The following is a 15,279-nucleotide window of genomic DNA, read 5'->3' as shown; positions in this document are numbered from 1 at the left end:
AAAATCTTCAATCTAAATATTGAATATCAGAAATTCTGATATCGAGCCCATGACGCCGGATCAATTGCTCACGTTTGCCGCAGTCGCCGATACCGGCAACATCAGCCGCACCGCCCAAGCGTTGCATCTGTCGCAACCGGCGGTGTCCGGCCAGCTGCGCGCCTTGCAGGAATGGTTTGGCGAACCGCTGTACCGCCGCAGCGGCCACGGCATCGCGCTGACCGAAGCCGGCGAGCGCCTGGCCGAGCAGGCGCGGCAGTTGCGCCAGGTGTACAGGCAGGCGCAGGCCGTGCGGGAATCCTGGCGTGGCCTGGAAACCGGTGCATTGCGATTGGGCGCCAGCACCACGCCGGCCAGCTACCTGCTGCCCCGCCTGGTGGCGGACTTTCGCCAAGCGTTTCCGGCCGTCAGCCTGCATCTTTCGGACGGCAATACGCGCGAGATCGTGGATCGCCTGCCGGCGCTGGACCTGGCGTTCATCGAAGGCGACGTGCCCGCCGGACTGCCCGCCGACACGGCGGTGCACGCATGGCGGCAGGACGAAGTAGTGGCGATCGTGCGGGCGGATCACGCCCTGGCGGGCAAGGGCGCCGTGACGCTACGGGATCTGGCGGGGTCGCCGCTGGTGATGCGCGAACCCGGTTCCGGCGTGCGCCGGCTGGTGGAACGGGCGTTCAGCGATGGCGGTCTGGCGCCGTCGGTGGGCCTGGAGCTGGCGGGGGTGGAAGGGGTGAAGCAGGCCGTGCGTGCGGGGTTGGGCGTGGGCTTCGTGTCCGTGATGTCGATGCGTCACGAAGACGGGGCGCTGGCGGCCCTGCGCCTGTTGCCCAAGCCGCTGACGCGAACGCTGAGCATCCTGGTGCCGCATGCCGATGCGGCTGCCCGCGCCGCCGAACGCTTTCTGGCGATGTGCCTGGCGGTCGGCGGGCAGGACGTCGGGTAACTAAGTAGTCGGCCCGTTCAGGCCTTGGCCAGGCGCTTGAGCGCGAGCTGCACCCAGTAGGTGCCGCCCAGCGGCAGCAGATCGTCGTTGAAGTCGTAGCTGCCGTTGTGCAGCATGCAGGGGCCCAGTCCGTGGCCGCTGTCGCGGTGCTCGCCAGTGCCGTTGCCGATCCACACGTAACAGCCCGGCAGTTCCTGCAGCATGAAGGCGAAATCTTCCGCGCCCATGGTCGGCTGCACGTTGGCGTTGACGTTGTCCGCGCCGACGATGTCGCGCAGCACGTCGGCGCAGAACGCGGCTTCGTCGGCGTGGTTGATCGTGGGGGGATAGTTGCGCTGGAACGTGAATTCGACTTCGCAGTCCATCGCCGCGCTGGTATGGCGGGCGATCTCTTCCATACGGCGTTCGATCAGGTCCAGCACGTCCAGCGTGAACGTGCGCACCGTGCCGCGCAATTCGGCGTGGTTGGGTACGACGTTGTCGGCGCTGCCCGCGTGGATCTGCGTGATGCTGAGCACCGCCGCATCCAGCGGATTGCGGTTGCGCGTGACGATGGTCTGCAGCGATTGCGCCATCTGCACCGCGGCCATGACGGGATCGATGCCAAGGTGAGGCATGCCGGCATGCGTGCCCTTGCCCTTGATGACGATCGAGAATTCGTTGCTGGAGGCCATGATGGGGCCGGGCGTCAGACCGAACTGGCCGGGCTTCATGCCGGGCCAGTTGTGCATGCCGAATACTGCTTCCATCGGGAATTGCGTGAAGAGGCCGTCGTCGATCATGCGCTTGGCGCCGCCGCCGCCTTCCTCGGCGGGCTGGAAGATCACATAAACCGTGCCCGCGAAATCGCGGTTCGCGGCCAGGTATTGGGACGCGGCCAGCAGCATGGCGGTGTGGCCATCGTGGCCGCAGGCGTGCATCTTGCCTTCGTTCTGGCTGGCATGCGCGAAGGTGTTGACCTCTTGCATCGGCAGCGCGTCCATGTCGGCGCGCAGGCCCACGGCGCGATCGCCGGGCTGGTTGCCGCGGATGATGCCGACGACGCCAGTTCCGCCCAATCCGCGATGGATCTCGATGCCCCATTCCTCGAGCTTGGCCGCCACCACGTCGGCGGTGCGGAACTCTTCGAAGGCCAGTTCGGGATGCGCGTGGATATCGCGTCGGATCTTGGAAATATCCTGGTGCCAGGCAACGATGGGTTCAAGGAGTTTCATGAGCGAACTCGGGCGGAATATGGGGAACGGACAAAGGGTATCATCATTCAAAAATCAATTTAATGGAGACAAATACCATGACGCGTCCGTGGCTTGCTCAGTATCCCCAAGGCGTTCCTGCGGAGATCTCCACCGAGGATTATTCCTCGCTCACCGACTTGCTGGACCGGGCCTGCAAGCGTTACGCATCACGCATCGCCTGCACGGCGATGGGCAGCAACATCACCTATGCGCAGCTGGACGGGCAGGCACGCGCGTTTGCAGCATGGCTGCAAGGCCTGAACCTCGAAAAGGGCGCGCGCGTGGCGCTGATGATGCCCAACGTGCCGGCGTATCTGGTGTGCATGCTGGGATCGCTACGCGCGGGCATGACCGTGGTGAACGTCAATCCGCTCTATACCGCCGACGAACTGCAGCGGCAATTGCTGGACAGCGGCGCGTCCGTCATCGTCATCCTGGAAAACTTCGCACATACCTTGCAGCAGGTCTCCAATCGCGGCGACCTCAACCACATCGTCGTGACCGGCCCGGGTGATCTGCTTGGCGGCCTGAAGGCGTCGCTGGTCAACCTGGCCGCGCGCTACATCAAGAAGATCGTGCCTGCGTGGCACATCGACGGCGCGCACGCGCTGCCCAAGCTGCTGCATGAAGGCGCGCACCTGCCGTTCAATCCGCCGTCCATTTCCATGGACGACGTGGCGGTGCTGCAATACACGGGTGGCACCACGGGTGTGCCCAAGGGCGCGATGCTGTCGCACCGCAATCTGGTGGCCAACGTGCTGCAGACCGAAGCGGTGGCGCAGCCGGTCGTGCATGACCTGGCGGACCAGCAGCTCACCATCATCAGCGCGCTGCCGCTGTATCACGTGTTCGCCATGACGGTCTGCGGCCTGTATGCCCTGCATGCGGGCATGCGCAACGTGCTCATCATCAATCCGCGCGATCAGCCGTCGCTGATCAACGCATGGCGCAAGACGCCGGTGAATCTGTTTCCGGGCGTCAATACGCTGTTCAACGCGCTGGCGCACAACGAAGACTTTGCGAAGCTTGATTTTTCCGGCCTGCGGCTGACGCTGGGCGGCGGGATGGCCGTGCAGCAGCAGGTGGCCGAACGCTGGCTGAAGATTACCGGGCGGCCGCTGATCGAAGGCTACGGCCTGTCCGAGACGTCGCCGGTCGCGACGGTAAATCCCACCAATGCGACGGCGTATTCCGGTTCCATCGGGCTGCCGTTGCCGTCGACGGATGTGGCGATTCTGGACGATGCCGGCAACGAGGTGCCGCTTGGCGAACGCGGCGAAGTCGGCATCCGCGGGCCGCAGGTCATGCTGGGGTACTGGCGCAAGCCTGATGAAACGCGCGATTCGATGACGGCCGACGGCTACTTCCGTACGGGCGACATCGGCATCATGGACGAACAGGGCTACACGCGCATCGTGGACCGCAAGAAGGACATGATTGCGGTGTCCGGATTCAAGGTCTATCCGAACGAAGTGGAGGCGGCGGTCGCGCAGCATCCCGGCGTGCTGGAGTGCGCGGCGATCGGGGTGCCCGATGAGCACTCCGGCGAGGCGGTCAAGGTGTTCGTCGTGAAGAAGGACCCGGCGCTGACCGAAGAACAGGTGCAGCAGTGGTGCAAGGACAAGCTGACGGGCTACAAGCGCCCGCGCTTCGTGGAGTTCCGCGACGAACTGCCCAAGAGCAACGTGGGCAAGATCCTGCGCCGCGAGCTGCGGCCGGACGCGCAGGCCGCTGCGGCATCCGCCAAGACGTCCGCGTAAAGCGCCAGAGGCCGCGCAAGGCGGCCTCCGGTGTTCAGGCCGCCGTTTGGCTGCCTGCGGTTTGCATTTCAGCCCTGCTTGTTCAGATGCGGGGCAATCATTTCATGCAGCGCGCGTTCGATGGCGGGATTGCCCGCCACGACGCGCCCGCCGATCGGCCAGGGATCCTGCTTGTGCATGTCGGTGCAGACACCGCCCGCTTCGCGCAGGATCAGCGTGCCCGCAGCCACGTCCCAGGGCGCCAGGCCCATTTCCCAGTAGCCGTCGTATCGGCCGCAGGCGGTCCAGGCCAGGTCCAGCGCGGCGGCGCCCATGCGGCGCACGCCGCGAGACCGGTTGATGGCGTCATGCAACATTGGCATGTACTGCGCGGCAAATGAGAAGTCGCGGAACGGGAAGCCCGTGGCCAGCACGGCGTCTTCGATCGTCTGCGTGCGCGAGCATGAGATCCGCCGGCCATTCAGCCATGCGCCCACGCCGTACACGCCCGTGAATAGCTCTTCGCGGCAGGGGTCGTAGACCACGCCGATGACCGGCGTGTCCACGGCCAGGGTTTCGTTGGCCGACATCGACGTGCCTGCGTGCGCGATCAGGGCGATGGACACGGCGTAGTGCGGGATGTCGTGCAGGAAGTTGGTCGTGCCATCGAGCGGGTCGATGTACCAGGTGGCCGCGCCTTGCGCCTTGCCGCCCGTTTCTTCGGCGACGATGCCGAACTTGGGCGTGCGGGCCTTCAATTCCTGGATGATCGCGGCCTCCGCCTCGCGGTCCGCCTGCGATACGAGATCGTTGCGGGCCTTGCGATCGATCACGAGATCGGCGCGGTGGTGCGCGTAGGATTGCAGGATGGCTGCGCCGGCATGGGCGGCCGTGACCGCCGCGTCGATCGCGGCGCACAGGTCGATGGGCGAAGCCAGCGATTGGGGCTGATCGTAGGTATCCATAGGCCCAGTGTAAGCCCGTCCATGCGTCAAACCCGTGGCAAACGGACTAATCCATTGGGCCGCGTGGTGCGCATCCAACGCGAATCGGCCGGTGGCCCGATAATTCGCGCTTCATCGTGTTTGTATTTATTGGGCTGGATGTCTGTGACTTACGTTCCGCTGGTTCCCGCAAAGGTTGATGTCGATGCCGACGGCAGGCTGGTCAGTTCCGTCTATGGCGATGTCTATCACTCGCCGTCGGGGGCGCTGGGCCAGGCTGAACACGTCTTCCTGCGCGGCAACGGACTGCCGGAGCGCTGGCGGGGGCGCGCCTCGTTCACCGTCTGCGAGACGGGCTTTGGATTGGGGCTGAACTTCCTGGCGCTGTGGAAAGCGTGGCGGGACGATCCGCAACGGTCTGCGGCTTTGCACGTCGTCTCGATGGAAGCGCACCCATTTTCCCGGGACGACCTGGCCGCACTGCTGGCGCGCCATGCGCCCGAGCCGCTGGCAGGGCTGGCGCGCGCCCTGGCTGCGCAGTGGCCGGCGCTGCTGCCGGGACTGCATCGGCTGGAATTCGAGAACGGCGCCGTCACGCTGACGCTGGGCTTTGGCGATGCGCAGGTGCTGGCGCCGCGCCTGGGCGCACGGGTGGACGCGTTTTTCCTGGACGGCTTCGCGCCCGAGCGCAACCCCGAGATGTGGGCGCCGCCGCTGTTGCGCGCGCTGGCCAGCCTGGCGGCGCCGGACGCCACGGTCGCCACGTGGGCCTGCACCGGCGAACTGCGCCGCAATCTGGCCGATGCCGGCTTCGACGTGCGGCGGGCGCCCGGATATGGGGGCAAATGGCACATGACGGTGGGGCGGGTCCTCCAGGCCGGAAGTGCGGCGCTGCCGGCGGCAGTCTCATCGGAACGGCATGCGGTGGTCGTGGGCGCGGGGCTGGCCGGTGCGGGCATTGCTCACGCGCTGGCGGGCCGAGGCTGGCGCGTCACTGTATTGGACGCCGCCCGGTCGCTGGGCGCGCCGGCGCATGCCGGCCACTTGGCTGCGGCGCTTACACCGGTGGTCGCGCGGGATGACAACGCACGGGCGCGGCTGTCGCGGGCGGGCAGCGAGCGGGCGATGGCGCGCTGGCAGGGTCTGCCGGGCGGCGCGGCGCCACGGGTGTGCGGCACCGTCCAGGTCGAGCGGGACGCGGGCCGGTCGGCGACGCTGGCCGGCACCCTGGAAGCGCTGGCGTTTCCGTCGGATTGGGTGCGCCAGGTGTCGCGCGAAGAAGCCAGCGCACTGGCCGGACTGCCGGTCGCGCGGGGCGGCGTGTTCTTTTCGCAAGGGATGCTGGTGCAGCCGGGGCTGCTGATCGACGCGTTGCTGTCAGCGTCCGGCGCGGTGGTGATCCCCGGTCGCGCCGAGCGGGCGTCGTCTGCGGGCCAGGGGTGGCGCGTGCTGGACGCGTCCGGTGCGGAGCTGGCCCGGGCCGACACCGTGATCCTGGCCAATGCCGCCGGTTCGCGCGAGGTGCTGGCGGCCAGCGGCCTGCTTGACCCGCTGCCCCGCGTCGCCCAGATGCACGCACTGGCCGGTGAAGTCACCTTGATCCCCGCCGCGGCCCTGGACGGAGGCCCGCGGTGCATCGTCGGGGGCGAGGGGTATCTGTTGCCGGACATCGGCGTGGGCTGCGTCGTCGGCAGCACTTATGTCCACGGCGCCGCCGAGGCCGTGGTGGGCGCCGAAGGGCAGGGCGTCACGCTGGGCAAGGCGGCCGGGCTGCTGGATGGCCGTTTTCCGGCATTCGACGCGCTGGTGCCGGGCAGCCTACCCGGGTGGGCTGGGTGGCGCGCCGTCCTGCCGGGCCGTCTGCCCGCGGTCGGAGAATTGCCGCATGCCCCGGGTTTGTGGCTGGCAGCGGGTTATGCATCGCGGGGGCTGTCGTGGTCGGCGCTGATGGGAGACCTGGTCGCGGCCCGTCTGATGGCCGAACCGCTGCCGCTGGAGACCGATCTGGCCCAGCTTGTTTCACCACGATGAAAAAAATTTAATGCGCGACGGGGGCTTTGCCGGGCTGGCGTAGAATTGTAAGAATTGCCGGAATTTGGCGCGAATAGGCCGCAATTGACCTTTCGGGACGGCAATTCGGCGACTCGGCGGCGTCTGCGCGCCTGGCGCAGGCCAAGGGCTTCATGCCCCTTTTTTGGATGAATTAACCGTCCAAAAGAGGGATCGAGTTTATTTCAAAGCTCAAATCCGTCAAAATAGCGTCTTTTGATGGTTTTTGGCTTAAGCCGGGGGATGCTCTGTGCCGCCCAAGTTCGACTTTGCCCATACTACCCAGCTCGATAATGTCGAGTTGCTGACGTCCCGCCCCAGTCGCATCGATTTCGACGCGGGCGATGGGTTGCACCTGGTAGTCGAGGCGCATGCGCCTGGAGTTTTTCGCCTGCGCTGCGGCGAGGCGAACCACTTCAATGATGACAAGCCCGGCGCGCGCGTGCGCGCCGTGGCCGAAATGCTGCTCGCACGCCAGGAGGCGGTGGGCGAAGCTACCATCGCGCCCCGCGAAAGCGGGGACGGCTGGCGAATCACACAGGGCGACGTCGCCCTGGAGATTCAGACCAACCCTGTGCGCGTCGCGCTGTACCGCAACGAAGACCGCGTCTTCGAATCCGAGGTTTCCGCGCATACGCCCGCATTCGGGTACAACGCGCTGGACCAGGCCGATGACGCTGTCTGGACGGCCGGCTTCACGCTGGCTGCCGACGAGCGGGTGTTCGGCCTGGGCGAAACGCCCGGGGACCTGAACCGCCGCGAGGAATCGGTGGTCTCCGACGACCCCGAGCATCGTGCGCTGCCGTTGGCATGGAGCCCGCGCGGTTGGGGCGTCTACGCCAACACGATGCGCCGCGTGGAACATTCGGTGGGCGTCGCGCCCGCGGATTCGGCCTATGTGCTGACCGTCGACGACGCCGTGCTGGACCTGTTCCTCTTTGCCGGCGAACCCGCCGAAATCCTGAATCAATACACCGCGCTGACCGGCCGTGCCGGCCAGCCCGTCCTGTGGGCAATGGGTGCGTGGCTGCAGCAGGCTGCCGGCGAAATGCCGACGCAGACGGTCGCCCTGGTGGCGCGCATGCGCGAAAACCAGATTCCCGTCGACGCCGTGACGCTGGCCCAGCCGATCGCGTGGGGCTTTCAGGCGGACAAAACGGTTTTCGAATGGGACGCCCAGCGCTTTCCCGACGCCAAGCAGATGCTGGCGCTCTTTCACAAGCACAACGTGCATGTGGCGGCCTCCGGCTTTCCGGGCGTCATCAAGACCAGTCCGCTCTTCGAAGAGCTGGAAGACCGCGGCTGGCTGCTGACCAAGGACGACGGCGCCGCCCAGGTGTTCGACGGCAATGCCGCCACGTCCGGCCAGCCCTACGGCTTGCTGGACCTGACCTACCGCGACATCTACAACCTGTGGGTCGAGCGTCATCGCCAACTGGTGGAAGACGGCCTGGACGCGCCCGCCTGCGACGCGCAGATCGCCATCCCCGATGGCGTGACCGCCCGCAACGGCGAGACCGGCCCGGCCTTGCGCTCCATGTACCCCTTGCTGGTGCGCCGCGCGCTGTTCGACGCGGTGGCCGGACTGAAGGTGCCGCCCGAAGGCGTGGTGCCCAGCGCCGACCTCTTTCCGGCGGCCCAGCGCCTGCCGTGGCAGGTGGGGCCCCAGGTCGACAACACCTGGGAAGGCCTGCGCCACACGCTGCGCACGTCCCTGTCGATCGGTTCGAGCGGCGTGCCCGTCCAGGTGCACAACATCGGTTCAGCCGCGCGTGATCGTTCGGGCATGACGTCCGAGCTTTACCTGCGCTGGCTGACCGCCGGCGTGTTCTCGGCCAATTTCTCGTTCCAAGGCGTGGAAGGGCTGATGCCCTGGGATTTCGGCGACGAAACCCTGTCCCACGCCAAGACCTGGATGCAGTGGCGCTACCGGCTGGTGCCCTATGTGCTGGGCGCCATCGAGGACTCGGCCCGTACCGGCCTGCCGGTGCAGCGCTCCATGGCGCTGTCGTTCCCGAACGATCCGCACGCCCACGAATGGGATCTGCAATACCTGCTGGGTCCGGCCCTGCTGGTGGCGCCGGTCACCGAACCGGGCAATCAGGTGCGCGTCTACCTGCCCAAGGGCGAGGCCTGGTGGGATCTGAACACCGGCCACCGTTACGAAGGCGGGACCACCTGGACCATCGATTGCGAGCTGGGTCAGTTCCCAGTGTTTGGCCGCGAAGGTCACATGCTCTGTCTCGGACCGGCAGCGCAGCATACGGGCGAGTTCAACTCGGCCCGTATCCTGGACGAGGTCTGGATGTTCGGCATGCCGGTGCATAACCCGGTCGTCATGCGCAACAAGATCCGCGTGATGCAGATGCAGGGCTCGAGCTACATCAAGGGGCTGGAAGGGCTGCGGATTTCGCCGTCCGAAGGCCTGGAAGTGAAGCGCCGCGGCGCGGAAGTCCGCATTTCGCGCGCTCGCTGAACCCGGATCGGCCGCCCGTCGGCCGCCAATTAAAAGGGCAGTCAGGAAGGCTTTCCTTCCCGGCTGCCCTTTGTGTCTTTGCCGGATCGCCGTTGTCGGGGCACTTGCGCGTCCTTTGAGAAGCGCAGCGGGGCCGCGTCGGCAACTCATATTACTTGTAGTTATTAAAAATGGAAAAAACGGTCGTTCTCTTTAGAAGAGAAAAGATACAAAATCGCTTGCCATGATTCACATCGAGAACCTATCCAAGACCTATGCCACGCCGCACGGAGAATTCCAGGCGTTGCGCGGCATCAACCTGCACATCGAGCAGGGCGAGGTCTTCGGCATCATCGGTCCCAGCGGGGCCGGTAAAAGCACGCTGGTCCAGTGCATCAACCTGCTGGAACGTCCCAACCAAGGCAACATCTCCATCGGCGGCCAGGCCCTGACGGGCCTTAACGAAGCGCAACTGCGAGAACAGCGCCGCCGTATCGGCATGGTGTTCCAGGGGTTCAACCTGCTGTCGCGCCGCACGGTGTACGGCAACGTGGCCCTGCCGCTGGAAATCGCCGGCGTGGCCAAGGCCGAGATCCCGGCACGCGTCGAGCGCCTCCTGGCGCTGGTGGGCCTGGAGCATCTGCGCGACCGTTACCCCAGCCAGATCAGCGGCGGCCAGAAGCAGCGCGTCGGCATCGCCCGGGCGCTGGCCAACAATCCGGACGTCCTGCTGAGCGACGAAGCCACGTCCGCGCTGGACCCGGAAACCACGCACAACATCCTGGCGCTGCTGCGCGACATCAACCGCAAGACCGGCGTGACCGTGGTCATGATCACGCACCAGATGGAAGTCGTGCGCGAGGTCTGCGACCGCGTCGCCGTGCTGTCGCAGGGCGAGGTGGTGGAAGTCGGCAGCACGCGCGAAGTGTTCGCCCAGCCGCGCCACGATGTGACGCGCAACATGGTGTCGGCCGCCACCGCGTCGGAATTGACCGACGCCACGCTGGCCGCCGTCCAGGAACGCATCCGCGCGCTTACCGCCGCCAAGCCCGGCCAGGCCGTGCGTCTGCTGCGTCTGTCGCTGACCGGCACCGACGCCTCGGGCGCCTTCCTGTCCGACCTGACCCGGCAGTTCGCGCTGGACGTGGGCCTGGTGCAGGCGCGCGTCGAAGACATCCAGGGCGTGGCCGTGGGCACGATGTTCGTGCTGGCCCAAGGCGCGCCCGCCGCGCTCAAGGACGGCATCGCCGCCCTGAACGCCCGTGACATTACCGTTGAAGAAATAGCTCATGAGTCCGCAACTGATCGACCTGCTTATTACGTCGCTGCTTGACACCCTGCTGATGGTGGGCGTGGCCAGCGCCATCGCGGTGGTCATCGGCATTCCGCTCGGCGTGACGCTGACGGTGACCGCGCGCGGCAACATGCTTGAAAACCAGCCCGTGAACCACGTGCTGGGCGCCATCATCAACGCGACCCGCTCCGTGCCGTTCGTGATCCTGATGGTCGCGATCATCCCGTTCACGCGGCTGGTGGCACAGACCTCCATCGGCACCACCGCCGCCATCGTGCCCTTGTCCGTGGCCGCGATTCCGTTCATGGCCCGCATCGCCGAAAACGCCATGCGCGAAGTCGATCCGGGTCTGGTCACCGCAGCGCGCGCGATGGGTGCTTCGCCCATGCAGATCATCATGAAGGTGCTGCTGCCCGAAGCCCTGCCGGGCCTCATCGCCGCCACTATCGTGACCGTTGTCAGCCTGATCGGCTATTCGGCCATGGCCGGCGCCATCGGCGGCGGCGGGCTGGGCGACCTGGCGATCCGCTACGGCTACCAGCGCTTCCAGTCCGACGTCATGGCAGCGGTCGTGATCGTGCTGATCGTTCTGGTGCAGGCCATCCAGAGCCTGGGCGACCGCTTCGTGCGCCGCATGTCGCATCGCTGATCCACTTTGTTTTTTCCTACTTCCGTCATATCGGGATATCGCAACATGAGCATCAAGGTTTTGAAGTCGCTGGCCGCGTTCGCGTTGGGCGCCGCCGTTTTCGCCCAGCCCGCGCTGGCTCAGGACAAGCCCCTGAAGGTCGGCGTCACCGCCGGCCCGCACGCCCAGATCTTTGATGTGGTCAAGGCCGAAGCCGCCAAGCAGGGCCTGAACCTGCAGGTCATCGAGTTCTCGGACTACGTGCAGCCCAACGTGGCGCTCGCCGCGGGCGACCTGGACCTGAACAGCTACCAGCACCAGCCCTACCTAGACAACGCCAACGCTGATCGCGGCTACAAGCTGGTCAGCATCGCCAAGACCGTGATCTTCCCGATCGGCATCTACAGCAAGAAGATCAAGTCGCTGTCCGAACTGAAGGAAGGCGCCCGCATCGCGCTGCCGAACGACCCGACCAACGGCGGCCGTGCGCTGCTGCTGCTGCAGGCCAATGGCCTGATCAAGCTGCGTCCGGAAGCGGGCCTGAAGGCCACGCCGATCGACGTGGTCGAAAACCCCAAGAAGCTGCGCTTCATCGAACTGGACGCCGCCCAATTGCCGCGTTCGCTGGACGACACCGACGCCTCGGCCGTGAACACCAACTTCGCGCTGGAAGCCGGCCTGAACCCGACCAAGGACGCCATCGCCCAGGAATCGCCCGATTCGCCGTACGCCAACGTGCTGGTCGTGCGTGAAAAGGACAAGGACCGTCCCGAGTTCGCCAAGCTGGTCTCGATCTATCACAGCCCCGCTGTGAAGGAATTCATCCAGACCAAGTTCAAGGGCGCCGTGGTGGCCGCCTGGTAATCCAGGAGCTGGACGCGTTCTGAAGACGGCCGCCGCGAGCAGCCGTTTTCTTGGCGGGTTGCGGTGGCGGGATGCGGACAGATCGCGCCAGCAACACGACCGGCTGTCATTTTTTGACAAGCCCATCGAAATCCGCCATAATTTCGGGCTTCGGTCGGGTTGTTAGCTCAGTCGGTAGAGCAGCGGACTTTTAATCCGTTGGTCGCGAGTTCGAGTCTCGCACAACCCACCATCAAAACTTTGCAGTATCAAGAACTTACGCCGCTTCTACAAGCGGCGTTTTTTCTTGGCGTTCTGACTTTGACCAAAATTCGACCGTGGCCGAATGGTGCGCGAGGTGAGACGGGGCCAGGTGAGCATATCGCTGCACCATGTCCAGTGTCTCCCAACCGCCGAGGTCCTTCAGCACCATGAGCGGCGTGCCAGCCTGTACATGCCAGCTGGCCCAGGTGTGCCGTAGGTCGTGAAAGTGAAAGTCGTCAATGCCAACTTCTGCGCAAGCGCGGCGAAGACAGCGCGCATCGACCTGACCAATCTTGCGGACGAGGCCGTCGCGCGACGGCCTCTCGAAGACGTACTTCTTCGCCTTGGGAATCCGACGCTGCAGGACTGCAAGAGCATCCGCGTTGAGCGGCACAGAACGTGCGTAACCGGATTTCGCCTCTTCTGCGATGACCCAGGCATTGGAGCGCGGCATGTCGACGTTGCTTGGCTTGAGCGAGAGCAGTTCGTCCTCGCGCATACCGGTGGCTACTGCGACCAAGCTCACGTCCCGCATCCATTCGAGCGTCATGGCGCTAATCAAGCGGCCGATAACGTCCTTTGGTTCCCAGCGCACTCGATTATCGGGCTCGACGAACTCGGCGAACTTGGGACACTTGTCGATCCAATCCCACTCCTCGCATAGCTTGAGCATTCGGCGCATCGTTGCAAGATAACGATTCTTCGTAGCTGCGCTGACTGGAGTGGGTTTCCGATGACGGTGCGTCGTGTGAGTGGGCAGCTTGTCCGCGATCTCGTCGAATTTTAAAGAGCGAATGGCGCGTCCAGAGAACTGCGTGCGCCAGTAGGCAATGTGCCGGACCTTGCTGTCGTAGTCTCGCAGGCCGTCCCAAAGTCGAAGGCACCGTACAGCGGCTTCTTCATACAAGCGGTCGGGTTGCTCACCGAGCTTGGCTTGGCGCCACAAATCAGCCTTCAACTTGTCGTGATATTCCTGCGCGGCTTGCCTGTCCGATGTTCCAGAAGAGCATCTAACTCGCGGGAGGCCTGGGACGCGGATATCAACTTGCCAGATACCTGAGGTTTCATCTTTGCGGATGGGCATGGTGCTTCTCCCAAGACCCGCAGCGATAGCTGGGTGACATTGTTCTTCTTTTCCGAGAATGCAGCAAGGCGCGAAGGCCAGATCCGCCAGGCGCCACGCGCCCTAAGCTGAAATCCAAGTTCCTTGCGATAGCTGAAGATTGTGCTGTAGGAAACATTGAGGCGTTCAGCGGCTTCATGCAGCGTGAGCGCCTTTTCATCCGTGGTCTGCACGGAAAGTGCATTGAGCATCGTGAACACCTCTAAATTGGATGCATACCCGAGGGGTCGACTCATCCGCCCGCGCCTGTCGGAAGCAGTTCATGCAGAACCATGGCGGCAATGGTGGCACCTCACGGGGAGCATCTAGGCGGTTTTGGGGGGCAATTCGGGCACTGGGTCACCGATCGCGGCATTCCACGACCACCAGCCTCCGGCACCGAATGTTTCGTCATAGTGCGCAGCCTTCTCTTTTTTGCGCGACAAGTAATCCGTGCCGGACATGCCCCAAACTTCAAGGGGGATCGGCTCAGGCAGGTCGCGCAGCCAAAAGTCGGGAAAGACCGCGTCTTCGCCTGCGTCGAATCGCAGGGGCTTTTCAAATCGGCGCTTCTCCGCAACGAGCTTCTCAGCGATCAGAACTTCATACCCCGAATCGACCGGGATGCAGTCACGCGTGATCTGCATGAGCGCGATGTCCACGACCTGCGCTCGCATGTTGCCCGCCGAGGATTTCGGCGGATCTGTTTGCGCAACCGCGATGATTGGGTTTCCAGCGCGCCAAGCGTCAATCTCGCGGCCGAAGCGGCGCTCGAGCGCTGCCCAGATGCCTTCGTCCAAGGCCATGAAAGGTATGCCGTGAAACCCGGCGATAGGCAGTACTTCACTGCCGTCCATTCCTTCCTGATGCTGGGCGAGCGGCGCAACAATGACCAGGCGGCGGCGCTGTGTGATCGCTTCGAGACTCTTAGCCTTGTTGTGTCCCGCCTGCTGCCCCGAGCCGGGCTGCGTGGCAATCACGAGGTTTTGCGACAGTCGAGCGCGGCCTGCATAGGTCGATGTCGCGATACGCATCAGGTGGTGGTGAACCACGCCGAGGTTGCGCTTGCCTTCCATGCCGGGAGTCCACGTATTCAGGCCGGCTTGCGTCCAGAGGAAATGAAGCAGGCCGAGCAGTGTCATGCTTGCTTGGCCGGACCGGGGTCGAGGGGTGGCGACCTTCGTCTCGGCCAGTCCGGCATTGTTGCTTTCATCAGGCGCGACAGCCGCGCGCTGTTGCAGCCCAACCTTGAGCTTGATCTTCACTGCGCCGTCATCCAGCTCCTGCACGACACCGCGGCGATAGGAGCCAAGGCCGGACATGCTGGGATCGACGCCGTAGTAGATACAGTCTTCGCTATGCTCGGCGCCCGTCTCTGGAAAGCGGGCGAGATGGAACCTGTCGGAATTGGCCCTGCTGTGAATTGAGAGGCGCTTTTCACCGGCACCGGGGCACGTGCAGCGCACGTCCGCCTTTCCATGAGCCATCAGCAGGACTCGCTTCCAACCCTCCTTGTATTCGTCCAGCGTTTGAAACTCAGGGGAGTAAGGGCGTTTGTTGGGACCGAGCGTTATTTCCACCGGGTAAACCTTGCGGTCCATCATTTGCCTCCCAAGGTGGCACAAAGCGTTGTGCTCACGAATTGCTGTTTTGCGCAGACGTCTTTGACATCGGAATAGATGAGGTAGAGCGCGTAGCCCGCCGCGAAGATCAACGCGGCGATCGTCCAGACGAAAAATTGCTTCATCAAGATTTCATGTGCGAGATGGCGGATGAGGGGGGC

The 15,279-nt window shown here is 64.6% G+C and carries 13 protein-coding genes and 1 tRNA gene; 8 read left to right on the top strand and 6 right to left on the bottom strand.

What is annotated here, in order from left to right:
- The first annotated feature begins 49 nt into the window (after window positions 1-49).
- Complete coding sequence (locus B3098_RS11005) at window positions 50-943, top strand: LysR family transcriptional regulator (protein WP_279974754.1); 894 nt, start codon at window positions 50-52, stop codon at window positions 941-943.
- 17 nt (window positions 944-960) lie between these two features.
- Here B3098_RS11005 and B3098_RS11000 read toward each other — a convergent pair whose 3' ends face one another.
- Entirely contained in the window at window positions 961-2,157 is a 1,197-nt protein-coding gene (locus B3098_RS11000) for a M20 aminoacylase family protein (protein ID WP_175125608.1), read from the bottom strand.
- Between the two features lie 77 nt (window positions 2,158-2,234).
- On the opposite strand from B3098_RS11000, the gene B3098_RS10995 reads away from it, so the two are divergent.
- Window positions 2,235-3,938 carry an AMP-binding protein gene (locus B3098_RS10995; protein WP_286895958.1) on the top strand — a complete coding sequence of 568 codons (1,704 nt, stop codon included), beginning with the start codon at window positions 2,235-2,237 and terminating at the stop codon, window positions 3,936-3,938.
- 68 nt (window positions 3,939-4,006) lie between these two features.
- Here the strand turns inward: B3098_RS10995 and B3098_RS10990 are convergent, their stop codons facing one another.
- Complete coding sequence (locus tag B3098_RS10990; protein ID WP_279974755.1) at window positions 4,007-4,882, bottom strand: inositol monophosphatase family protein; 876 nt, start codon at window positions 4,880-4,882, stop codon at window positions 4,007-4,009.
- Window positions 4,883-5,020: 138 nt separating this feature from the next.
- On the opposite strand from B3098_RS10990, the gene mnmD reads away from it, so the two are divergent.
- From mnmD to B3098_RS10960, 6 genes are all read left to right on the top strand, one after another.
- Window positions 5,021-6,892, top strand: a complete 1,872-nt coding sequence (mnmD, locus tag B3098_RS10985; protein WP_286895955.1) for a tRNA (5-methylaminomethyl-2-thiouridine)(34)-methyltransferase MnmD — start codon at window positions 5,021-5,023, stop codon at window positions 6,890-6,892.
- A 268-nt stretch (window positions 6,893-7,160) separates the two neighbouring features.
- Window positions 7,161-9,386 carry a glycoside hydrolase family 31 protein gene (locus B3098_RS10980; RefSeq protein ID WP_175125599.1) on the top strand — a complete coding sequence of 742 codons (2,226 nt, stop codon included), beginning with the start codon at window positions 7,161-7,163 and terminating at the stop codon, window positions 9,384-9,386.
- A gap of 223 nt (window positions 9,387-9,609) precedes the next feature.
- A complete protein-coding gene (locus tag B3098_RS10975) occupies window positions 9,610-10,698 on the top strand; it encodes a methionine ABC transporter ATP-binding protein (RefSeq protein WP_175125598.1) in 1,089 nt (362 codons plus the stop codon).
- Window positions 10,655-11,308 (top strand): methionine ABC transporter permease, encoded by a 654-nt coding sequence (locus B3098_RS10970; protein ID WP_105237380.1) that lies wholly within the window; start codon window positions 10,655-10,657, stop codon window positions 11,306-11,308. Before B3098_RS10975 ends, B3098_RS10970 begins: the two co-directional genes overlap by 44 nt.
- Window positions 11,309-11,353: 45 nt before the next feature.
- Window positions 11,354-12,151, top strand: coding sequence for a MetQ/NlpA family ABC transporter substrate-binding protein (locus tag B3098_RS10965; protein ID WP_175125593.1), 798 nt, complete (start codon window positions 11,354-11,356; stop codon window positions 12,149-12,151).
- A 156-nt stretch (window positions 12,152-12,307) separates the two neighbouring features.
- Window positions 12,308-12,383, top strand: a tRNA-Lys gene (locus B3098_RS10960).
- Window positions 12,384-12,407: 24 nt separating this feature from the next.
- Here the strand turns inward: B3098_RS10960 and B3098_RS10955 are convergent.
- From B3098_RS10955 to B3098_RS10940, 4 genes are all read right to left on the bottom strand, one after another.
- A complete protein-coding gene (locus tag B3098_RS10955; RefSeq protein WP_227741349.1) occupies window positions 12,408-13,352 on the bottom strand; it encodes a tyrosine-type recombinase/integrase in 945 nt (314 codons plus the stop codon).
- Window positions 13,349-13,753 carry a hypothetical protein gene (locus tag B3098_RS10950; RefSeq protein WP_286895952.1) on the bottom strand — a complete coding sequence of 135 codons (405 nt, stop codon included), beginning with the start codon at window positions 13,751-13,753 and terminating at the stop codon, window positions 13,349-13,351. Before B3098_RS10950 ends, B3098_RS10955 begins: the two co-directional genes overlap by 4 nt.
- Window positions 13,754-13,822: 69 nt before the next feature.
- Window positions 13,823-15,100, bottom strand: a complete 1,278-nt coding sequence (locus B3098_RS10945; protein WP_152383403.1) for a DUF1173 family protein — start codon at window positions 15,098-15,100, stop codon at window positions 13,823-13,825.
- The gene (locus B3098_RS10940; protein WP_175157260.1) at window positions 15,097-15,243 is read right to left on the bottom strand and encodes a hypothetical protein; all 147 of its coding nucleotides are present in this window, start codon (window positions 15,241-15,243) and stop codon (window positions 15,097-15,099) included. Before B3098_RS10940 ends, B3098_RS10945 begins: the two co-directional genes overlap by 4 nt.
- Between the last annotated feature and the right edge of the window lie 36 nt (window positions 15,244-15,279).

The sequence above is a fragment of the Achromobacter sp. UBA2119 genome, from assembly GCF_002331005.1.
In the GTDB taxonomy this organism is placed as follows: Bacteria; Pseudomonadota; Gammaproteobacteria; order Burkholderiales; family Burkholderiaceae_B; genus Achromobacter; species Achromobacter animicus.
This window is presented reverse-complemented; position numbering and strand designations above follow the sequence as displayed.